Raw genomic sequence first — 23,647 nt, 5'->3', positions numbered from 1 at the left:
AAACCTCAATTCTTTTTATAAATCTCTATTTATTATAGACCAATATTCAGTATTATTCCTACAATTTTGCTTGGAAGTATTTAATTTTAATATATTTTTTATTCTTTTGTGTGATAAAATGTGAACAAGAAGAGGAGGCATATGCATGGAAATCACATTTTTTGGCACGAGTGCGGGTCTACCAACCAAAGAAAGAAACACCCAAGCAATTGCATTAAATTTAGAACCATACTCAAATAATGTTTGGTTATTTGATGTGGGTGAAGGGACTCAACATCAAATACTGCATCATTCAATCAAATTGGGTAAAGTTGATCATATTTTTATTACGCATATGCACGGGGATCATATATTTGGTTTGCCCGGACTATTAACGAGTCGTTCATTTCAGGGTGGAGAAAGTAAGCCACTCACAGTAGTTGGACCAAAGGGTATTCAACAATTTATAGAGACGGCCTTACAACTATCTGAATCCAGATTAAATTATCCAATCACATACATAGAAATTGAAGATCAATTAAACTATCATCATAACGGTTTTAATGTGAACGCACATCTATTAAACCATGGTATTACATCTTATGGCTACAGAATTGAAGCGCCCTATACCCCAGGGAAAATTGATGTTCAAGCTTTAAAGGATATTGGTTTGGAACCGGGACCTAAGTATCAAGATATTAAAATTAATGAAACTTTTGAACATAATGGATTAATTTATGATTCTAATCAATTTAAAGGCGATGCTATTAAAGGTCCTGTTATCGCTATATTTGGCGACACGATGCCTTGTAAAAATGAGTTGTTAATTGCTCAAGATGCAACAGTAATGGTACATGAAAGTACTTATATAGAAGGGGATAAAATGTTAGCAAACAGTTATCACCACAGTCATATTGACGATGTGTTTGAGTTAATTGATGAAGCTCAAGTTGAATATAGTTTAATTACACACATAAGTAATCGCTATACAAAAGAAGAAGTGGAAACGATTAGTCAATCATTAAAGTCTCGAGACAAGACACCACCATTCATGTTTGTTAATGATTTTGATTCGTGGTCATTCTAGCTACAGCTAATTCAAAATAGTAATATAGATATCTAACGAAAGCGTAAGTTCTTAATTTAGGAACTTGCGCTTTTAAACTACCAATATTATCTTTAGTGTAGGTTGATCATATGTTTCTACGTGTTTTGTGCACGCTTTCCGCGAGTTTAGTTGTAATATAAAGTGATGAAATATTTCGAAATTAAAATAACACTAATTCAAATGCAACATGCAATGAATTAGTGTTATTATTTTATATTTATAAGTTAGTTAAAGTAGCATTTGTATCTTAAATTTAAATTAACTAATCGTCATCTCGACTTGATAATTCAATACTTCTATTAACCGCGGCACGTAAACAATCTTCAAATATGCCTTCTATATCATGTTCTGATAAAGCATTTAAGCCTGCTTGGGTAGTGCCACCTTTAGAAGTTATATTTTTTCTCAATTGCTCCATACTCAATTCAGATCGTTCAATCATTTTACTTGTGCCAATAATTAAATTACGGATAGATTCTTCAACTTGAGATTTCTCTAAACCTAGTTGCGTGCCCGCTGTCACATATTGTTCGAATACGTGATATAAAAAGGCTGGACCGCTTCCTGTAATTGCAGTAACTTGATGCAAGTTATCTTCAGAAACTTCTATTGCTGAACCAAATGCATTGATCAAATCATCAACTTCTTCTTTAGATTTTGGTCCAAAATTATTAGAAAAACTGATACCTGTTACAGAATGACCTACATGCGCATTTGTATTTGGCATAATACGAGCAATTGGATTATCAGCACCAATTTTTTCACGAATATAGCTTATAGGTAAACCAGCCATAATAGAAATGAATTTATTGTTTTCTGTTACATTAGGTCTAATACGCTCAGATAATACATCAAAATCATAAGGTTTTGTACCTAAAAATACATAATCAGCATCTTTTAATAATGCTTCATCATCGTAACTATAATTCACACCTAATTTTTCTGCATAATCTTTAAGTGCAACTTCGTTAGAACGATTTGTTAAATAAATATTGTTAGAATCAATCACTTTTGAATTAACGATACCTGTAAAAATGGCATGAGCCATGTTACCAAGCACCATAAAATACTAGTTTCATGTGAATATTTCACTTCCTCTTAGTTTTTATGTTTCTATACTAACATAGATTTATAATATAACTAATATTTATATTATATACATGACATATCATAGCCATTTCAATTATACTAACTGTACATTGACAAAGGGTAGGGATAATTATGATTGGCAAACATTATATTTTAACTGGAGGAACGAGTGGTTTAGGTAAAGCAATATTAAAGATACTATTAAAGAAAAGGGTGTTTGTGACAGTAATCGTACGTAATCCACAAAAATTAGATGATATTATTGCGCAGTATGGTACAGAGCATTTATCTATCATACAATGCGACTTACAATCACAGGCTCAAATTCTAAAGCTTAAGCATCATTTTCAAGACCAATCAATCGATGGTTTAATTTATTCATCTGGGTTAGGTTATTTTAAAGCAATAGAGCAACATAGTATTGATGAAATGTTAGAAACTTATAATTTAAATGTAGTGAACTTCAATATACTTTTGACTACTATTCAACCATTTTTAAGTACTAATCCATCCATCGTTGGTATTGGTAGCCAGTCTGCTTTTTTAACACAAGCTTATGCCGCACATTACGGGGCAAGTAAAGCTGCTTTTAACCAAGTCTTGAATGCACTACGCATTGAAAAACCTAACTATCATGTCCTAACTATAAATACTGGTCCCATTGCTACACCATTTCATGAAAAAGCAGATCCATCGCTAGCATTTGCACAAAAATATAAAAGTATTATGCTAGATTCAGATAAATTAGCACAGCAAGTCGTAAAAGGGATACTTACGAACAAAACAGAAATCAATGAACCTAAATGGATGCATTTTATATTAAAGATTTATCAACTTGCACCACGTTTTATTGAAAAACATTTCACGATATTTTTTAAAAATAAAGCTTAATTGCTACTATTCTGTTTATGTATTATTGAACTTAAATGGCAATATAAAAAGAGTTAGTTGAACTTAAAGGATAATAGATGAGGAACAGGACATCTACTTTCACAAGTATCAAACTAACTCTTTTTTAGTGTTGTGATTTATTATTTTAAATGCTGTGTATATTCCAGATTCTTAACACGATTACGTGCAACTTTCAGTTTTTCTAAACTAATTTCTTTTGATAATTCGTAATTCTTCACATTTTCATCTAATTGCTCAACGCCGCTAGCCCCCATAATAATAGAACCTAGAGCATCATGCGACGTAAGATAGTTAAATGTTAAACCAGTTAAATTATTTTCAATCTCTTTAATAGAAGCTATCGTTTCTCCTAATTCTTGGTAAGTATAATCAAATATACCTTCTGCAAATTTAGAATCTAATGCTTGATTACTATTAGTAGTTAACAATCCTTTAAAAACAGGCCCACGTGCAAGTATTTTAACCTTCTTAGCATGCACATCATCTAATAATACTTCTGGTCTATTATCAATTAAGTTAAATTGAGACATTAAAGTTTCGATATCGCTGTGTTTTAAATAATAATCAATGACATTAGGTCGAATTGAAGATATGCCATACGCACGCACAACACCTTCTTTTTTCAATTCCTCAAATGCACTAATTGTTTCATCTAGTGGATCATCAATCGTACCACCATGTAATTGATATAAATCTAAGTGATCTAATCCTAGTCTTTGTAAAGAGTCCTTCACAGCAGCTTTGATATATTTTTTAGAAGGATCCCAAAATGTAGTACCATCATCAGCTAAATGATTACCTACTTTTGTGCCAATCACAATATCATCTCGATTTTGATATTTTTTCAAGGCTTTACCTACAATATCTTCGTTTACACCTTTATCATAAATATCAGCCGTATCAAAATATGTGATGCCTTGTTCAATCGCACGTTCTATAATTGGTTCTGCTTGTTCATAATCAGTGCCTAGACTCATACATCCTAAACCTAATTCTGAGATTTCAATACCACTTTTTAAAATATTTTTTTGCATGTCGTTTCTCCTTTCGATACACTTGATGATAGGGCATAGACGTAACAAAATAAGTCGTTATGAATTACTTTTATGCATTGCGCAAAATTTTTGATATAAATGAAATATAAATACTTACATTTCTACAAATATCGCTTTTATCGCTTTTGCTATTCCCTGAAACACTAACGTGTTAATCTTAACAATAACTTAATTCAAATAAAAGGAACGTGATTATAATGAATCTATTCGAGAAAACATTACATAAAGAGTCCATCTACAAAGGTGCAATTATTGATTTAGAAGTCCATGATATAGAACTACCCGATGGACAAACGTCAAAACGTGAATTAGTTTACCATAACGGGGCAGTTGCAGTATGTGCAATCAATCCAGATAACCAAGTTATTCTCGTCAGACAGTATCGTAAACCCGCTGAAAAAACATTATTAGAAATACCAGCTGGAAAATTAGAATTAAATGAAGAAAGAGAATCAGCTGCCAAAAGAGAATTAGAAGAAGAAACGGGCTATATTGCTGAAAATTTAGAATTGATTACTGAAATGTACGGTTCTCCAGGCTTCTCTAATGAAAAGATTTCAATTTATCTTGCCAAAGATTTGAAAATAGGTGAAATGAATTTAGATGACGATGAATTTATTGAAATCGAAACATATAATATTGAAGAAATAACATCCATGCTCCAAAACCAAGAAATCGAGGATGCTAAAACAATTATTGCTTTACAATATCTATTACTTAATTATAATCATTCCAAATAACTTGCCTACACACTTGCGTATTTTATCAATTATTGGTATTTTATATATATAAATCATTATGTAAATTGAAATGATTATAATTATTAGTAGGGGAGTGAGGCTTCCGTGGAAGAACGATTAAATCGCGTGAAGCAACAATTACAACAATCATCTTATAAATTAACTCCGCATGACGCGAAGCAACGTTAAGAGTTTTAATTGAAAATGAGAAAGATCATTTAAGCGCTGAAGACGTTTATTTAAAAGTTAAAGATAAAGCACCTGAAATAGGACTTGCGACTGTCTATCGTACGTTAGAATTATTAGCAGAATTAAAAGTTGTGGATAAAATTAATTTTGGTGATGGTGTTGCCCGTTTTGATTTACGTAAAGAAGGTGCGAAGCATTTCCACCATCACCTTGTTTGTATGGAATGCGGTAAAGTAGAAGAAATCGAAGAAGATTTATTGCCTCAAGTGGAAGAAAAAGTAGAGCAAGATTTTAACTTTAGAATTTCAGACCATCGCTTAACATTCCATGGTGTATGCTCAGATTGCCAAGCTCAAGGTAAGTAAGCTCAACATCATACACTATTTTATAAATAGAGGTGGTACCATTGGATACGATAATTGAAGAATATTTGAGATTTATCCAACTAGAAAAAGGGTTGAGTTCGAATACAATTGGCGCATATAGAAGAGATTTAAAAAAATATGCCACTTTTTTAGAAGAACAAAAAATAGGGCATATAGATTTTGTAGATAGACAATTAATCAATCAATGCCTTGGCTATTTACACGACGAGGGTGCTTCCGCAAAATCATTGGCGCGTTTCATATCTACAGTACGCAGTTTTCATCAGTTCGCATTACGAGAAAAATATGCTCGCAAAAGATCCAACTGTATTAATCGAAACACCGAAATATGATAGGAAATTACCTGATGTCTTAGAAGTAGATGAAGTACTTGCTTTGCTTGAGACTCCGAACTTATCAAAAATTAACGGCTATAGAGATCGTACAATGTTAGAATTGTTATATGCTACAGGCATGCGCGTTTCTGAACTTATACACATTGAACTTGAGGATATCAATTTAATCATGGGCTTCGTCAAAGTATTTGGTAAAGGAAACAAAGAACGCATTATCCCATTGGGTGATGCAGTAATAGAATATTTAAATACATATTTAGATACAACACGCCCTCAATTACTGAAGCGTACTGTGACAAATGTATTGTTTTTAAATATGCATGGTAAACCTTTATCAAGACAAGCTATTTGGAAAATGATTAAACAAAATGGTGTAAAAGCGAATATCAATAAGACGTTGACACCACATACATTGAGACATTCATTTGCTACACATTTACTTGAAAATGGTGCTGATTTACGTGCTGTACAAGAAATGTTAGGACATTCTGATATTTCGACAACACAACTTTACACACATGTCTCAAAATCACAAATTCGCAAAATGTATAATGAATTTCATCCACGTGCATAAACACAAACCAGTTTATTCGTTGAATAGCTAGCTTGTGTTTTTTTGTTTGCGTCGCCATTTTAATATGACTTGTTTTATTCATTTGATTTAAGTTTATTCTTTTTTTGCACGGCGTATATCAAGTGCCTGTTGTCGCGCTTTGTCAACTTCTGAACGATCTCTTTCTAAATGATGATTTACAATATAACTATCTTCTATCATATGTGGTGTTCTAACAAAATTAGGGTATTTTTTTAAAATATCCTGTTCCATTTCTTTTGTTATTGGTAATTGAATTGGCACAAATTGCTTAGCACTAGCCACAGACTGAATTAATTCTATAATGATTTTTTTATATTCATCTGTATAGATGCCTAAATCAATGGATTGTTCACTTTGTTCTATAACACTTAATGCTTTTTTAAATGATCGTAACGCACCAACATTGTTATGTCCGCGATAATGATAGCAACCTGTTGCTAACAAAATCAAACTTACAATTGCATCATCTTTACTAAATTGCGGATTTTCTTTCCAAGTTTCTTCTAAAATGTCATGACACAAAAAGTAATGTTGTTCCGTATGAAATTGATAATAAAAATCTTGTAATGCATTTTCCATAATTAAAACCGCTCCAAATTTAAATGTTTTCATTAAACATGCTATAATATTTTAGTGAAATACGCACATAACTTGCTATATGAGGTAGATACTATGTATGAAGTAAAACTAGATGCTTTTAATGGTCCTTTAGATTTATTATTGCATCTCATTCAAAAAATTGAAATTGATATTTATGATATTCCCATGAAATCATTAACAGAACAATATATGCAATATATACATGCAATGAATCAATTAGAGATTAATGTTGCTAGTGAATATTTAGTTATGGCTTCTGAACTGCTTATGATTAAAAGTAAAATGCTGTTACCACAATCAGAAGAAGTCGACGAATTAGAAGAGGATCCACGTGAAGATTTAGTAGGACGATTAATTGAATATCAAAATTATAAAGAATATACTGAGATATTAAATGAAAAGAAATCTGAACGTGCTTTTTACTTTTCAAAGCATCCAACTGATTTAACACACCTAGAATCTAATGAAACATGGGATTCAAGTAATACAATTGATTTAACAGAATTAATCATCGCTTATCAAAAAGTTAAAAATCGCGTTGAATTCAACACGCCAAAAACTGTAGATATACGTAAAGAAACATTTACGATTCAACAAGCAACTTCTCAAGTTAATGCGCGTTTACAACAACATGATTCGTTTAATTTTTTTAGTTTGTTTAATTTTACAGAACCTGTTGAAATGGTGGTCACACATTTTCTAGCAATACTTGAAATGTCTAAATCGGGCATTGTAAATATAGAACAACTCAAAAATTTCGACGATATCAACATTATAAGAGGGGTAAACTATGGCATTGAACGATAAGGGTATACTAGAAGCATTACTTTATACAGCAGGTGACGAAGGTTTAGATGAAAAACAATTACTTGAAATTTTAGACATTGACCAAACACAATTGTCACTACTCGTTTCTGAATACATATCAGATGGCTTAGAAATTCAACATTTTGGTCAAACTTATGTACTTACTACAAAAAAAGATGCAGCAAATTATATTGAAAAATTAATAGAACAAAAATCAAAAATGAAATTATCGCAAGCGACAATGGAATCATTGTCTATTATTGCCTACAATCAACCTTTATCACGAAGCGACATTGAGATGATAAGAGGTATAAATTCTGACGGCGCTGTTAAAACTTTAATTGCTCGAGGGCTAATAGAAGCTAAAGACGAAGCGGATTCCAGAAGCCAACAACTCTATACCACAGAACTATTTTTAAACGTATTTGGCATTGAACATTTAGATGATTTACCAACAACTGATGAGGAAGATGAAGAAATAGAAGCTTTCTTCAGTAACTTAGTAAATCAAAAAGGAGAAAATAATGAATAAAGAGACAGAAAGATTACAAAAACGTATTGCAAACAGTGGTCACACGTCACGTAGAAAAGCAGAAACATTAATCACAGAAGGCAAAGTCTTAGTTAATGGCTCAGTAGTAACAGAGTTAGGTACGAAAGTTAAACCGTCGGATACAATTGAAGTTGAGGGCATTAAATTAGAACAACAAGATAAACTATATATTTTATTTTATAAACCAAGCACAAGTTATCACTAGTGTATCGGACGATAGAGGTAGAAAAGTGGTTACAGATTACTTTAAACAAATTAAAACAAGAATTTATCCAGTGGGTCGTTTAGATTATGATACTTCAGGTTTACTTTTATTAACTAACGACGGCGAATTCACTAATTTAATGACACATCCGAGTTATAAAATTAAGAAAAAATATGTTGTTAAATTAAAAGGCTATTTAATGCGTGAAGAAGTTAAAGCTTTAGAACATGGTGTTGAACTAGAAGATGGCCATACACAACCAGCTACTGTAAAAGTAAAGAATCAAGATAAAGATAAAAATTCAACACTTGTTGAAATTACAATTACAGAAGGACGCAATAGACAAGTCCGTCGCATGTTTGAACATTTTGGTCACGAAGTTACAAAATTACAACGCATTGAAGTTGGTCCACTTAACCTAAAAGGGCTTAATGCAGGTGAAGGCAGAGTCTTAACACCTCATGAAGTAAAAGTGATGCGTCAACTTGCAGAACATGGTAAATAATTGTTATTACGTTTAGTTTAATTTAAATCATGAGAAAAGTTTCACAATCTTTTTCTTCGTAATCACTTTTCCTATTAAACGTATGATATAATGTGATTAAATTGAAAGTTAGCAGTGTGGGAGGTACATATGTATGTCAAATGAAATACTTATCGTAGATGATGAAGATCGAATCAGAAGATTATTAAAATTATACCTTGAAAGAGAATCTTTTGAGATACATGAAGCAAGTGATGGTAATGAAGCGTATAAAATGGCGATGGAACATGATTATTCATGTATTTTATTAGACCTTATGCTTCCAGAAATGGATGGTATCACTGTTGCTTCACGTCTCAGAGAACACAAAGAAACACCAATTATTATGTTGACTGCTAAAGGTGAAGAAACAAATAGGGTAGAAGGATTCGAATCTGGTGCAGACGATTATATCGTGAAACCATTTTCTCCTCGTGAAGTGGTATTGCGCGTCAAAGCGTTGTTAAGACGTACACAAGTAGCGCATACAGAACAAAGTGAACCTCATGCGCGTGATTTAATTGAATTTGACCACCTTGTCATTGACAACGATGCACACAGAGTATTAGCAGATAATAACCAAGTTAATTTAACACCAAAAGAATATGAGTTGTTAATATTTCTAGCTAAAACACCTAACAAAGTCTTTGATCGAGAACAGCTTCTAAAAGAAGTATGGCATTATGAATTCTACGGCGACTTGCGTACTGTAGATACTCACGTTAAACGTTTAAGAGAAAAGTTAAATCGAGTATCTGATGCAGCAGCTCAAATGATTCAAACTGTTTGGGGTGTTGGTTATAAATTCGAGGTTAAGTCCAATGATGAATCGGCTAAATAATGTAGTAATAAAACTGTGGTTAACTATTATTTTAATAGTAACGACAGTTTTAATTTTACTAAGTGCCGCACTCATAACATTTATTCAGTCCTATTTTACGCAAGAAACCGAAGATTCATTACTCAAAGATGCACAGCGTATCAGTCAATTGGTGGAAAGTGCAGATGATAAAACTACAGCTATTGAATACAGTCGTAAATTGATAGAAAACCCAGATGGGCTTATTATTATGAATGATAAGCATATGGTGAGCCAACATAAAGATAAAATTAAAGACAAGATGTTTAAAGAAATTAAAAACAATAAAGATTATAACCAAGTGTTTGATAAAGGAAAACAAATTTCAGAACACGTTACTGTCAAAATCAATGGGCAACAGCGGACTTATGTGTTAATTGGTTATCCTGCTAAAAACTTGACTGAGCAAGATAATAATCGAAATAATAACTACAGTGGCGTATTTATCTATCAAGATTTAAAAACGATTGAAGAAACCAATAACGTAATTACAGTTATTATTTTAATTATCGCTATTATCTTCTTAGCAATTACAACCGTTTTTGCCTTTTTCTTATCATCTCGTATAACAAAACCGTTACGAAATTTACGGACACAGGCCTTGAAAGTTTCTAAAGGAGATTATGCTCAAGTCGTACCTGTAAATACGCGCGATGAAATTGGTGAATTATCTCGTACGTTTAATACGATGAGTTCTGAAATTCAACAACATATAGATGCCTTGTCATCTTCAAAAAATATTCGTGATAGTTTAATCAATTCTATGATTGAAGGTGTATTGGGATACAATGATAAAAAAGAAATTATAATTTCTAATAAAATGGCTCAAAACACACTTCAAATACTTGGTGATCATGAACTCAAAAAGCTTGATAAACAAAATGAACGTACTTTCAAAAACAAGCAAACACAATTTGAAGAATATGAAATAAATACGCGTTATTTAGTAATAATAACGAGTTATATTGATCAAATTCAACCAGATGGTCGTAGTGGTATCGTAGCTATTATTCGTGATATGACAAACGAACATAACATAGACCAAATGAAAAAAGATTTTATTGCTAATGTTTCACATGAATTACGTACGCCTATTTCATTACTACAAGGCTATACTGAGTCTATAGTGGACGGCATCGTCACAGAGCCCGATGAAATACATGAATCACTATCTATTGTACTAGATGAAACTAAACGCTTAAATCGACTTGTAAATGAGCTTCTCAGTGTTGCACGTATGGATGCTTGAGGGGCTAACGGTAGAAAAATCTGTTCAGCCAATTGATACATTGCTAAATAAAATGCAACAAAAATATCAAAGTCATGCAGAGAGTTTAGGTTTAAGCATCAATTTAAATCCAAATACGCACGAACAGCTGTGGTATTATGATTTAGATCGAATTGAACAAGTCTTAACTAATTTGATAGACAATGCAACAAGGTATACCGAAGCAGGAGATGCCATCACTATCAGTTATGGGGAAACAGAGACAGAAAACATATTATATATTACAGACACGGGCTCTGGTATTGCGCCAGAGCATCTACAACAAGTGTTTGAACGTTTTTATAAAGTTGATTCCTCGCGTAAACGTGGTAAACAAGGTACAGGTCTAGGTTTATTTATATGTCGAATGATTATAGATGAACATGGTGGCAGTATTGACGTTAAAAGTAAACTAGGTAAAGGAACAACATTTATTGTCAAATTACCAAAGTTAACTAATAATGAGATGTTATAGAAAATAGTTGAGTGGTTACTGCTTCAATTAAACTAATCAAACATTAATATAAAGACCGGCGAAATCATTATTGTTATTTCGCCGGTCTTTATTATCAATTATGCTTGCAGACTCACTAAAAAGTGTAGGTTTTCTTTAATTTAGTCGCTTTTACTCCCTTTTTAGCATATTTAGAGCAATAGTATTGTTTTTACCTGAGTAATAAGCTATGATATATTTATAAAAATTTAAGATATTCATCTTCGGGGTAGGGTGTAATTCCCAACCGGCAGTAATTAAAGCCTGCGACCCATTTATTTTCATTTAAATAAATGGCTGATCTAGTGAAAATCTAGAGCCGACAGTAAAGTCTGGATGGGAGAAGATGGAGGGTTATTTGTTGTGCTGTTAAATCCTCCTATTCGATGAAAGATGAATGGAAGGAGATAATTTAATATGCAACAACAAACAAAACGACTTATTACGATAAGTATGTTAAGTGCGGTTTCTTTTATATTGATGTTTATAAAATTTCCAATACCATTTTTACCGCCTTATTTAACTTTAGACTTTAGTGATGTGCCCGCATTATTAGCTACATTCACACTCGGACCGCTCGCTGGTATCATTGTAGAATTTATAAAAAATTTATTAAACTTTTTATTTAATCTTGGAGATCCAGTAGGTCCAGTTGCTAACTTTTTAGCGAGCATCCAGTTTTTTACTAACAGCTTATTATGTTACTAAAAACAAATATAACCTTAAATCACAGATTATAGGTTTTACTGTAGCAACTATTGTAATGACAATTATTCTAAGTATCTTGAACTACTTTGTGTTGTTACCTTTATATGGCATGATTATGAATTTATCTAATGTTGTAGAAAACGTTAAGATTGTCATTGTATCTGGTGTTATTCCATTCAACATTATTAAAGGCGCTATTATTTCTATAGTGTTCATTCTTTTATTTAAACGTTTAAAAAATGTATTACCAAAATAAATATAAAAACAGGGCGATTTCTATTAAAGTAATACAGAAATCGCCCTGTTTTTATATATTAAATCAACTATTCATAATTTAAAATCATTTTAGACATAAAAATTAGCATGCTCCATGCAATGTGAACACGCTAACCTTAAACGTAGCCATTAGTAAATATAGTTAGTAATCACTATATTTAGACAAACGCTTATTATATATTATTAAGTATAAATCGCATACTTACTTTTATGGTACTAAACTTGCTTTTATTCAAACTTTAACGCATCTCCATCAAATGATTCTTCTTCAATTTTAATTGAATCAGTAGGACAACCATCTAACGCATCTTCCATATCCTCATATAATTCTTCCGGCACCTCTGCTGTACCTTTGTTGTCATCTAGTATCACATAAGCAATACCTTCATCATCATAGTCATATATATCAGGGGCGGCGGCACCACAAGCACCACATGCAATGCATGTATCCATATCAACAATTGTATATTTAGCCAATTTCTTCGCCTCCTTTGACAAAAATGCTACACTAATAGCACAATTATTATTGTAGTCACTGTTTTAAGATTTTTCAAATGTTTTCGTTTTATAGAATGAGGGAGTAAACATGTATAATATAATCCAATTTGCACAAACACATGCACACAATTACAAAACTGAAAAAAGTATATTTAATATTATCACAGGGAAAAAGTCACATCAAACCTTTTTTGATGCCTGTAGTCAACAACTCTTGTCATTATATCACAGCATGCCTAACTTGAAATATCAGTCGTTCGAGCGATATTTCAATCAATTTAATGCTCAAGATAATAGCTATCAAAATATCGCTAATCATCCGAGACATACGTTTGATAGTTTAACTAACACATTTAAAGCCATACAATTATTAACTCAGACCCTATCTAATACTAAACATAAGGTCTATCAATTCGTACCTATTACTCAACATAGTACTGTACACCAACAAGTTAAATTTGTATATAAAGAAATTATAAGCAATCAATTACAGGACCAATTCATTGCAGAACTTACGACATTATTCCAATCTATGTTGAATAAAAACAACACAATATATATTCACTATTACCTACAAGGTTTTGAAGAAAGTATGTATACACGACAACAAATTAGTTTAATAGAAGACATACCACAAGAACACTTATTTGAATTAGAATTTACAGATTTAGTCACATTAATGTACGAGATTGAGCACGAATCTAACTATCCACTGTTAAATAAACTGATTGTGCTACCATCATTATTAAATAAAACAGAGCAAACTTACGTAGGTTTACAAAATGGATTAAACTTCGAACAATTGGCCGCACAACAAAATGTTAAACCTAATACGATAGATGATCATATTTTAGAGCTATTTATAAAAGGCTACATATCGAATTATGAAGATTATTTAACACATTCAACTTATACTGATTTCATGACTTATTACATTTCACATCGTAGCGAGAGGCTACGCAATTATAAAGAAATATTTTCTGACCTCAGCTATTTTGAATTGAAATTGATTATCGTTGGAATTGAGAGAGGTGAAATCAATGTTACAACATGAGCTAAAAAAGTGGTTCGGGTTTGAGACTTTTAAACCTGGTCAACAAGAGATTATAGAAAGTGTATTGAACAATGAAGATACATTAGGTATTTTACCTACAGGAAGTGGTAAAAGTCTTTGTTATCAATTACCAACATACATACGTCAACAACCGACTCTCATCATTTCACCACTCATTTCTTTGATGGATGATCAAGTCATGCAACTCAAATTACATGGTGAACATCATGTCTGTTGTATTCATTCAGGCATGGATGAAAATGAGAGAAAAAGAAACATTGAATCACTAACAAAAAGTCGATTTATCTATTTAAGTCCAGAATTTATACTCCAACCGCAAAATTTCAAACTCATTAAAAATTTGAATATCGGCATGGTCGTATTAGATGAAGCACATTGCTTATCTGAATGGGGATATGATTTCAGACCACACTATGCACTTATAGGTAAAATTATCGCACGTTTTCCGACAGCAACCGTGCTTGCTCTGACTGCAACAGCACCGAATTATTTAACTTATGATTTAAATGATATGTTTAAAAAATCTTTTCATGTCATTAAAACGAGTATGAATAGAGACAATATTTCTTTAACACATAAAAATTTCGCAGACGATGAAGCTAAATTAAAATGGTTACTTCCAAGCATTAGAAAATTCAGGACCTACAATTATATATGTTTCTTCCAAAAAAGTGTGCCTAACCTTAGCAAAAGAAATATATAACTATGGATTTTTAACAGGTATTTATCATGGAGATTTATCTTATCAAGAACGGCACACAGTTCAGCATCAATTTTTAAATAATGAAATACCTATCATCGTGGCAACTAGTGCATTTGGTATGGGCATTAATAAAAAAGATATACGTTCTATTTTTCATTACCATTTATCAACAAGTCCATCAAACTACATGCAAGAAATTGGTCGTGCTTGGTCGTGATGGGGCTGACAGTCAAGCAATTAGTTTATTTCAACCTGACGATAGTTTTTTACTAGAAACACTATTATTTACGGATATGATGACCACTGAGGATGTAGATGCCTTTGAAGTAGGTGCCTTTGTAACTCCGGATAAATTTGAAATATTAGAAATATTAAATAGCTATTACTCATTTACTGAGTTGCGTACGATATTTGACAGGACCTATCAACGAAAACGCCAAGGTTATATACGTATGCTAGGATACAAAAACCTAGACCAATGTCGACGCACTTATATGATGGAATTCTTTGGTGAAACGTTAAGTAAAAGACCTGATCAATGCTGTGATAATGATTCTGATTTAAATGTAATTAATTTAATTAATAGAAAAAAAGTAAAAAGAAAAATGGATTTTAATGAAAAAATACAAAATTTGTTTAAATAATAGACAAATACTTTACTTCACTTTTTCAAACAAGCTATAATACTACATATATACTAGTTTAATAGTGATTTTTTGCATAAAAAGTTATACATATTTACTTATTTTTAGGGTATAACAGTATATACTTAAATTAAAACGAGGAAGGATGATGAATTTGTCTAACAACAATTTTAAAGATGATTTTGAAAAAAATCGTCAATCCATTGATCCAAAAGAACATCAAGACAATGCAAAGGATTCCGTTAACGGTTCAGTTGACAACGTAAAAGAGGAAGTTTCTGATAAGACAGACGAACAATTCCCTCCTAGAAACGCTCAAAGAAGACAGCGCAGACGTGACACAGCTACAAATCAAAATTCAGATAATCAGCCTGAACATGACAATGATGAAGTTCAAGGCGAAAATCAATCACCACAAGATAATAATAACTCAACAAAAGATCCTTCGAAGAATAATGATTTAAACCCTGGATCTACAAACAATCAAAATACAAAAGAAAACCAAAATGATTCCAATGAAAATATTGAATCACAAAAAGATAATGAATCTAATAAGAAAGGTGCTTGCTGTAGTCGGTGGCACTGCTCGCAACTGGTGCAGGTGCTTATGCTTGCTGGAAAGCACAATGATAATAAAGATTCAGAAAATGACTTAAATGATAATGAACAAAATATCAACAACTCTGATAACGAACAAGCAGACAAATCAGATGATGCTTCGCATTCAGAAAATGATAATAATAGTTCTAAGAAAAAAGGTGCTTGCTGTAGTTGGAGGCGCCGCTGCCGCAACTGGTGCAGGTGCTTATGCTGCTGGCAAGCATAGTGATAACAAAGATGAACATAAGCAAGATAACAACCAAGATAATAACAATAAAGCAACCGAGCAGAATAAAAATGAAAAAGATATAGAAGATCAAGATAAAAAAGAGCAAGATAAAGATAACTCTAAGAAAAAAGGCGCTGCTGTAGCTGGAGGTGCCGCCGCAACTGGTGCAGGTGCTTATGCTCGCTGGCAAGCACAAAGGCAACAAAGACAATAAAGATAATCACAGCGAAAACGAAGCACAAGATAAAGATGAAAAGAACAAAGAAAAAAATGGTTCTAAGAAAAAAGGTGCTCGCTGTAGTCGGTGGCAGCTGCTGCTGCCGGAACAGGTGCTGCCGCGACGGCACATTCTAAAGCCGGCGGCAATGGCAACGGCGGTAATGGTAATGGCGGCAATGGTAATAATGGTGATAACAATGATGACGATAATAAGAAAAAGAAAAAAGGCGGTTTATTAGGTAAATTATTACCAATATTAGCCGCGATATTAATATTAGCCGCAATTGCTATTTTCGGTGGCATGGCTTTAACTGGCGATGACGATGGTGACAAAAATAGCGATGACAAAAAAGTAGCTGATAATAAAGATAGTAAGTCTGATTCTGAAAAAGAAAAAGATGAAGATAAAAAATCAGAAGATGATAAAGCCAATAAAGATGAAGACAAAGATAACTCATCTGCAAACTCAGAAGACAGCAATAGCGGTTCAGATTCTGCCAATTCTGATAGCGAAAACACTGACCAAGCAAACAGTGATGCAAATTCTGATCAATCAAGTAACGATGCAAATTCTGATTCAGCTAGCAATGGTTCACAAGATGCAACAAATAATACGCAAGACAGTCAAGGTCAAAGCGACCAAAACAGTCAGAGCGGTCAAGATCAACAAAGTGATCAATCTAACGCTCAAAGCAATTCATCTTCAGATCAATCACAAGCAACTAACAACCAAGATAGCGAACAAGCAAATAGTAACTCTGGCCAACAATCACATGTAGTCAATGGTCAAAACCTATATAGAATTGCTATTCAATATTATGGTAGTGGTTCTCCTGAAAACGTTGAAAAAATCAGACAAGCAAATAATCTACAAGGAAATGAAATCCATAATGGACAACGCCTTGTTATTCCACAATAGTTCATCACCTTATAAGTAAAAACCAATTAAACGACCAAACTCCTTAAATTAGTGAGTTTTGTCGTTTTTTCATTAATTTTTTAAGTTTAATAAAGCGTCAATATCATTTGTGCAAAAATATTCGATTTCTATCATTTGGTTTTTTCTAAACTACTGGTATAATATATTGGTGGTATAAGGAGGACAAATAAACTATGCAAACAGTTGAAAGTATAATTATTGGTGGCGGTCCTTGCGGATTAAGTGTCGCTATTGAACAAAAGAAAAAAGGTATTGATACTTTAGTTATTGAAAAAGGAAATGTTGTAGATGCAATCTATAATTATCCTACACATCAAACTTTCTTTTCATCAAGTGATAAATTAAGTATTGGGGATATTCCATTTATTGTTGAAGAAAGCAAACCACATAGAAATCAAGCTCTAGTATATTACAGAGCAGTGGTTAAGCATCATCAATTGCGAGTTAATGCTTTCGAAGAAGTCCTCACAGTGAAAAAAATTAATAACCGTTTTACGATTACAACAACTAAAGATGTCTACCAATGTAGATTCCTTACTGTAGCAACTGGCTATTATGGTCATCATAATCATCTTGAAGTAGATGGAGCTGAGCTTCCGAAAGTAATGCATTATTTTAAAGAAGCACATCCTTACTTTGACCAAAATGTTGTAATTGTCGGAGGTAAAAACTCAGCTGTAGATGCAGCTTTAGAGTTAGAAAAAGCTGGGGCTAACGTAACAGTTATTTATCGTGGAGAAGATTATCCAAAGGCAATTAAACCATGGATTCTACCGAATTTCGAATCTCTAGTACGCCATGAAAAAATTAACATGGCATTTAACTCAAATGTTACTAAAATAACAGAAGATAGTGTATTTTATGAGCAAGGAAATCAAACAATTGAAATTCCTAATGATTATGTCTTCGCTATGATTGGTTATCATCCAGACTATGATTTCCTACAATCAATTGGTATAGATATCAATAGTAATGAGTTTGGTACTGCGCCAGTTTATAACAGAGAAACTTATGAAACAAATGTCGAAAACTGCTATATCGCCGGTGTCATTGCGGCAGGCAATGATGCAAATACAATTTTTATTGAAAACGGCAAATACCACGGCGGTATTATCACTCAAAGTATATTATCTAAAAAACAAACACCACTTGAATCATAATAATATAATAAACTAGGGTATGAGACAGAAATTTTTCTAATGAGATTTCGTCGTTCCATCCCGGCAAGGCTGACTATAAAATGGAATGCAAGCTTGATATAAGCATATTTTCAATTACGTCAGCCACTGCCAATATAAAAAACTGAGGCTGAGACATGTGATATGTCCCAGCCTCAGTTTTTTTAAATCATTATAACTGTGATTCGAAATATTTTTTTAACTGATTAGCATTTAATTGATTACTCAAACCTACTAAAAGTTTAAGTCTTGCTTTAGGTCCATTTAATCCGTTTGAAAAAACAACGCCTTTTTCAGCTAAGGTAGCACCGCCACCTTCATAGCCATAAATTGGGCCAACAATACCATTGAACGATCGTGAGACAAGTACAACAGGTATTGCTTTATCCAAACACTTATCTAGACCCTCTAAACATGTAGGTGGCAAATTGCCTTGGCCTAGGCCTTCGATAATGATGCCATCAACTTGATGCTTACTATAAAAGTTTAATACATCACTATTCATTCCCATATAAGCTTTTACTAAAGGAATATTTAAATCATGGTTAATATCATTTAAAACTAAATGTTCGTATGGTTTATGGTGAAATTGAACACTATTTTTTGTCACTACACCCAATGGGCCATGATTAGGACTCTGAAATGTATTTGTATTGGAGGTATGCGTTTTAGTCACATTTCGTGCAGTATGAATTTCATCATTAAATACGACCATAACACCCATATCTGCCGCATTATCACTTGAAGCCACTCTAATAGCCGAGATGAAATTATATAACCCATCTGAACCAATTTCGTTTGAAGAACGCATAGCACCCGTAATTGTTATCGGTTTTGAAACATTTATAGTAAGATCTAGTAAGTATGCTGTTTCTTCTAACGTATCTGTACCATGTGTAATAACAAACCCATCATAATTTTCATTCCTACTAGCATCCTCAATAATATGCTTTAATATTTCTACATATTTTATATTCATATGTGGGGATGGAACGTTAAATGGCGTAATTTCTGTTACATCAGCATATTGTTCAATAATGTCTTGATGGTTGGATATTGGATTGTCTGAATTTGTTACTACTTTATTAGTTTCATCTTGTGACATGCTAATCGTCCCACCAGTATGTATGAGAAGAAGTTTTTTCATATGGGCATTCCTCCTATTTATAACTTACATATTTATGATAAAATATTATACATAAAACAACAAGGAAGGTTTACTAAAATGAAATTAATTAATATCGCACTTGATGGACCTGCTGTCTGCAGGGAAAAGTACAATAGCTAAACGCGTTGCTGCACAATTATCAATGATTTATGTAGATACTGGCGCAATGTATCGCGCTATAACTTATAAATATTTACAACAAAATAAGACTGAAGACTTCTCGCAATTGATAGATTCATCCGAATTATCATTGACGTATGATGAAGAAAAAGGTCAGAGAGTCATTTTAGATAACCATGATGTTACTGATTTTTTAAGAGAAAATGATGTGACAAACAATGTTTCCTTTGTAGCATCTAAAGAAGCTGTGCGCACTTTTGCAGTTAAAAAGCAACAAGAATTAGCAGCTCAAAAGGGTATTGTTATGGATGGTAGAGACATTGGAACAGTTGTATTGCCAGATGCAGATTTAAAAGTTTATATGATTGCCTCTGTTGAAGAACGCGCAATGCGTAGACAAAAAGATAATGAACAAAGAGGCATCGACTCTAATGTTGAACTATTAAAACAAGAAATTGCCGATCGAGATAATTATGACATGACACGTGAAATTTCACCTTTGAAAAAAGCGGATGATGCAATTACAGTAGATACTACAGGTAAAAGTATTGAAAAAGTAACTGAAGAAATTTTATCCTTAGTTACTCAAATCAAATAAAATATTAGTCTTTTTCTTAAATACAGCGTATTATAATGCCGTTTCTTTTTAAATTGTGTAAAAAGGTTATATAATAACAATTATAGGGTATATAAATAAGGTACATTTTTATATCAATTAGATCTGCATATATATAAATAAATGTAAATTTTAGGTAAACATTTCAAAGCTTTTGTTAGCTCGAAACCCTGATTTTACAACTTTTTAACAAATAGAATTTGAATTCCTATAATAAAGGGGAATTTCTTGACAATTCTGTCAGTTTATAAGATGTTATAATTATGTAGTGTAATAAGGAGGCAGACAAGATGACTGAAGAATTCAACGAATCAATGATCAAAGAGATTAAAGAAGGGGATACAGTTACTGGTGAGATTCAAGAAATTGATGAAAAACAAGTAATTGTAAACATTAATGGTGCTAAATTTAATGGTATCATCCCTATTAGTCAACTTTCTACGCATCATATAGACAATCCAAGTGATGCTTGTCAAAGTTGGTGATGAAATTGGTGCATATGTTACAAAAGTAGAGTATGACGAAGAAAATGAGACAGGTGCTTATATACTTTCTAAACGTCAACTTGAAACAGAAAAATCATATGAATTTTTACAAGAACAATTAGACAACAATAAAACGATTGAAGCTAAAGTCACTGAAGTAGTAAAAGGTGGTTTAGTAGTCGATGTTGGCCAAAGAGGGTTTGTTCCGGCTTCATTAATTTCAACAGACTTCATTGAAGATTTCTCTGATTTCGAAGGACAAGTTCTTAAACTAAAAGTGGAAGAACTGGATCCTGCTAATAATCGTGTCATTCTTAGTCGTAAAGCTGTAGAGGCATTAGAAAATGCAGAGAAAAAAGATGATTTATTAAATTCACTTAATGAAGGCGATGTGATTGAAGGTAAAGTTGCACGCTTAACTAACTTTGGCGCTTTTGTAGATATTGGTGGCGTAGACGGACTTGTTCACGTTTCTGAATTATCTCATGAACACGTTAAATCTCCAGAAGACGTAGTATCTATTGGAGATACAGTTAATGTAAAAGTAAAATCAGTTGATAGAGATTCAGAACGTATCTCATTATCAATTAAAGATACTTTACCAAGTCCATTTGAATCAATAAAAGGTGAGTTTAACGAAGGTGATGTCATCGAAGGAACAGTTGTTAGACTAACTAACTTCGGTGCCTTTGTTGAAATTAAACCAGGCGTTCAAGGCTTAGTACACATTTCTGAAATAAGACATACTCACATCGGTTCACCAAGCGAAGTATTAGAGCCTGGGGAAGTCGTAAGTGTTAAAGTACTAGGTGTTGACGTAGAAAAAGAACGCATTTCATTATCTATTAAAGCAACATTAGAATCGGAAAATGTCGTTGAAAGTGATAGTGCCACTACGAAATCTTACTTAGAAAGTGGTTCTGACGATGATGATAATCCTACTTTAGGTGATGTTTTCGGAGATAAATTAAAAGACTTCAAGTTTTAACGTATAAATTTAACACCAATTTTAAATCTTGTCCTAACATCTATTTAGGACAAGATTTATTTTTATGTAATCTCTAAAAACAAATTTTTTAAAACTAACCTAATAATATTAGTACAGATTAAATATTTCTTTTGATTTGGTTACCCCTTATGATAGAATTATAGAGATTAAAAAAGAGAGGAAGTTAGTTATGACTAAACCTATAGTAGCAATTGTAGGCAGGCCCAATGTAGGCAAATCTACAATTTTCAATAGAGTCGTAGGTGAACGTGTATCTATAGTAGAAGATACACCCGGTGTGACTCGAGACAGAATTTATTCATCAGGCGAATGGTTAACACATGATTTTAACGTCATCGATACAGGTGGTATTGAAATTGGTGACGCACCATTCCAAACACAAATAAGAGCACAAGCAGAAATTGCAATTGATGAATCTGATGTCATTATTTTTATGGTCAACGTACGAGAGGGTTTAACACAAAGTGATCAAGTTGTTGCTCAAATGTTGTACAAATCAAAAAAACCTGTTGTTTTAGCAGTAAATAAAGTAGATAATCCAGAAATGAGAAATGAAATCTATGATTTCTATGCGCTTGGTTTTGGCGATCCTTATCCAATTTCTGGTTCGCATGGCTTAGGTCTAGGTGATCTTTTAGATGAGGTTGTCAAACACTTTAAAGAAGAAGAACCTGATCCATATGATGACGATACAATTCGCTTATCAATTATCGGACGTCCAAATGTTGGTAAATCTAGCTTAGTTAACGCAATACTAGGTGAAGAACGTGTTATCGTTTCTAACTTAGCAGGAACGACACGTGACGCCGTCGATACTCAATATACTTATGACGACCAAGACTATGTCTTAATTGATACAGCCGGTATGCGTAAAAAAGGGAAAGTATATGAAAATACAGAAAAATATTCTGTATTACGTGCCCTAAAAGCTATCGAACGTTCAAACGTTATTTTAGTTGTTATTGATGCTGACCAAGGCATCATCGAACAAGATAAACGCGTGGCAGGATATGCTCATGAAGAAGGCAAAGCTATTGTAATCGTAGTAAACAAATGGGATACAGTTGATAAAGAAACGAATACAATGAAAAAATTCAAAGATGAAGTTCGCAAAGAATTCCAATTCTTAGATTACGCTGAAGTTGCATTTGTTTCTGCAAAAGAAAGTCAAAGACTTAGAACGTTATTCCCATATATTACACAAGCTAGTGAAAACCATAAAAAACGCGTGAAGAGTTCAACTTTAAATGAAGTAATCACTGACGCTATTTCTATGAACCCAACTCCGACTGATAAAGGTCGTAGATTGAACGTATTCTATACTACGCAAGTAGCGATTGAACCACCAACCTTTATCGTATTTGTAAATGATGTAGAATTAATGCACTTTTCTTATAAACGTTATTTGGAAAATCAAATCAGAGCAAGCATTCGGTTTTGAAGGTACACCTGTGCATATTATACCTAGAAAGAGAAATTAATTA

12 protein-coding genes, 11 pseudogenes and 1 riboswitch are annotated in these 23,647 nt (G+C 32.7%); of the genes and pseudogenes, 18 read left to right on the top strand and 5 right to left on the bottom strand.

The window, feature by feature from the left end:
- Positions 1-145: 145 nt before the first annotated feature.
- Positions 146-1,066, top strand: coding sequence for a ribonuclease Z (gene rnz / locus ABLV95_RS05360; RefSeq protein ID WP_427704397.1), 921 nt, complete (start codon positions 146-148; stop codon positions 1,064-1,066).
- 283 nt (positions 1,067-1,349) lie between these two features.
- Here rnz and proC read toward each other — a convergent pair.
- Positions 1,350-2,166: pseudogene (gene proC, locus ABLV95_RS05355) on the bottom strand (pyrroline-5-carboxylate reductase).
- A gap of 142 nt (positions 2,167-2,308) precedes the next feature.
- Here proC and ABLV95_RS05350 point away from each other — a divergent pair.
- Positions 2,309-3,067 carry an SDR family NAD(P)-dependent oxidoreductase gene (locus ABLV95_RS05350; RefSeq protein WP_427704398.1) on the top strand — a complete coding sequence of 253 codons (759 nt, stop codon included), beginning with the start codon at positions 2,309-2,311 and terminating at the stop codon, positions 3,065-3,067.
- 140 nt (positions 3,068-3,207) lie between these two features.
- On the opposite strand, the gene ABLV95_RS05345 is transcribed toward ABLV95_RS05350, so the two are convergent.
- Complete coding sequence (locus ABLV95_RS05345) at positions 3,208-4,122, bottom strand: aldo/keto reductase (protein WP_460872668.1); 915 nt, start codon at positions 4,120-4,122, stop codon at positions 3,208-3,210.
- Positions 4,123-4,340: 218 nt separating this feature from the next.
- On the opposite strand from ABLV95_RS05345, the gene ABLV95_RS05340 reads away from it, so the two are divergent.
- From ABLV95_RS05340 to xerD, 3 genes and pseudogenes are all read left to right on the top strand, one after another.
- Positions 4,341-4,883, top strand: a complete 543-nt coding sequence (locus ABLV95_RS05340) for an NUDIX hydrolase (protein WP_427704401.1) — start codon at positions 4,341-4,343, stop codon at positions 4,881-4,883.
- Between the two features lie 105 nt (positions 4,884-4,988).
- A pseudogene (locus tag ABLV95_RS05335) lies at positions 4,989-5,437 on the top strand (Fur family transcriptional regulator).
- A 41-nt stretch (positions 5,438-5,478) separates the two neighbouring features.
- Positions 5,479-6,367 (top strand): annotated as a pseudogene (gene xerD / locus ABLV95_RS05330) (site-specific tyrosine recombinase XerD).
- A 93-nt stretch (positions 6,368-6,460) separates the two neighbouring features.
- Here xerD and ABLV95_RS05325 read toward each other — a convergent pair.
- The gene (locus ABLV95_RS05325) at positions 6,461-6,967 is read right to left on the bottom strand and encodes a DUF309 domain-containing protein (RefSeq protein ID WP_460872667.1); all 507 of its coding nucleotides are present in this window, start codon (positions 6,965-6,967) and stop codon (positions 6,461-6,463) included.
- Positions 6,968-7,060: 93 nt separating this feature from the next.
- Between ABLV95_RS05325 and ABLV95_RS05320 the strand changes: the two genes are divergently transcribed.
- From ABLV95_RS05320 to ABLV95_RS05295, 6 genes and pseudogenes are all read left to right on the top strand, one after another.
- Entirely contained in the window at positions 7,061-7,795 is a 735-nt protein-coding gene (locus tag ABLV95_RS05320; protein ID WP_046465384.1) for a segregation and condensation protein A, read from the top strand.
- Entirely contained in the window at positions 7,785-8,327 is a 543-nt protein-coding gene (scpB, locus tag ABLV95_RS05315) for an SMC-Scp complex subunit ScpB (protein WP_460872881.1), read from the top strand. The genes ABLV95_RS05320 and scpB overlap by 11 nt, the downstream gene beginning before the upstream one ends.
- Positions 8,320-9,058, top strand: a pseudogene (locus ABLV95_RS05310) (pseudouridine synthase). The gene scpB and the pseudogene ABLV95_RS05310 overlap by 8 nt, the downstream one beginning before the upstream one ends.
- Before the next feature lie 133 nt (positions 9,059-9,191).
- Positions 9,192-9,917, top strand: coding sequence for a response regulator transcription factor (locus ABLV95_RS05305; protein ID WP_002507553.1), 726 nt, complete (start codon positions 9,192-9,194; stop codon positions 9,915-9,917).
- Positions 9,901-11,677: pseudogene (locus ABLV95_RS05300) on the top strand (ATP-binding protein). The gene ABLV95_RS05305 and the pseudogene ABLV95_RS05300 overlap by 17 nt, the downstream one beginning before the upstream one ends.
- A 234-nt stretch (positions 11,678-11,911) precedes the next feature.
- A riboswitch (FMN riboswitch) is annotated at positions 11,912-12,047 on the top strand.
- A gap of 65 nt (positions 12,048-12,112) precedes the next feature.
- Positions 12,113-12,659: pseudogene (locus tag ABLV95_RS05295) on the top strand (ECF transporter S component).
- Between the two features lie 248 nt (positions 12,660-12,907).
- Here the strand turns inward: ABLV95_RS05295 and ABLV95_RS05290 are convergent.
- Positions 12,908-13,156 (bottom strand): ferredoxin, encoded by a 249-nt coding sequence (locus ABLV95_RS05290; RefSeq protein WP_002507556.1) that lies wholly within the window; start codon positions 13,154-13,156, stop codon positions 12,908-12,910.
- A gap of 109 nt (positions 13,157-13,265) precedes the next feature.
- Between ABLV95_RS05290 and ABLV95_RS05285 the strand changes: the two genes are divergently transcribed.
- The 4 genes and pseudogenes from ABLV95_RS05285 (at position 13,266) to ypdA (ending at position 18,747) form a co-directional block, all read left to right on the top strand.
- Positions 13,266-14,231: a helix-turn-helix domain-containing protein gene (locus ABLV95_RS05285; RefSeq protein WP_046465381.1), complete on the top strand. Its 966-nt coding sequence runs from the start codon at positions 13,266-13,268 to the stop codon at positions 14,229-14,231.
- A pseudogene (locus ABLV95_RS05280) lies at positions 14,218-15,599 on the top strand (RecQ family ATP-dependent DNA helicase). The gene ABLV95_RS05285 and the pseudogene ABLV95_RS05280 overlap by 14 nt, the downstream one beginning before the upstream one ends.
- Before the next feature lie 148 nt (positions 15,600-15,747).
- A pseudogene (gene ebpS, locus ABLV95_RS05275) lies at positions 15,748-17,566 on the top strand (elastin-binding protein EbpS).
- Between the two features lie 194 nt (positions 17,567-17,760).
- Entirely contained in the window at positions 17,761-18,747 is a 987-nt protein-coding gene (ypdA, locus tag ABLV95_RS05270) for a bacillithiol disulfide reductase YpdA (protein WP_460876566.1), read from the top strand.
- 190 nt (positions 18,748-18,937) lie between these two features.
- On the opposite strand, the gene ABLV95_RS05265 is transcribed toward ypdA, so the two are convergent.
- Positions 18,938-19,912 (bottom strand): asparaginase, encoded by a 975-nt coding sequence (locus ABLV95_RS05265; protein ID WP_427704405.1) that lies wholly within the window; start codon positions 19,910-19,912, stop codon positions 18,938-18,940.
- Positions 19,913-19,990: 78 nt separating this feature from the next.
- On the opposite strand from ABLV95_RS05265, the pseudogene cmk reads away from it, so the two are divergent.
- From cmk to der, 3 pseudogenes are all read left to right on the top strand, one after another.
- Positions 19,991-20,651 (top strand): annotated as a pseudogene (gene cmk, locus ABLV95_RS05260) ((d)CMP kinase).
- A 308-nt stretch (positions 20,652-20,959) separates the two neighbouring features.
- Positions 20,960-22,142 (top strand): annotated as a pseudogene (gene rpsA, locus ABLV95_RS05255) (30S ribosomal protein S1).
- Positions 22,143-22,332: 190 nt separating this feature from the next.
- A pseudogene (der, locus tag ABLV95_RS05250) lies at positions 22,333-23,644 on the top strand (ribosome biogenesis GTPase Der).
- The last annotated feature ends 3 nt before the right edge of the window (positions 23,645-23,647 follow it).

The sequence above is a fragment of the Staphylococcus sp. Mo2-1 genome (assembly GCF_046721385.1).
In the GTDB taxonomy this organism is placed as follows: domain Bacteria; phylum Bacillota; class Bacilli; order Staphylococcales; family Staphylococcaceae; genus Staphylococcus; species Staphylococcus equorum_A.
This window is presented reverse-complemented; position numbering and strand designations above follow the sequence as displayed.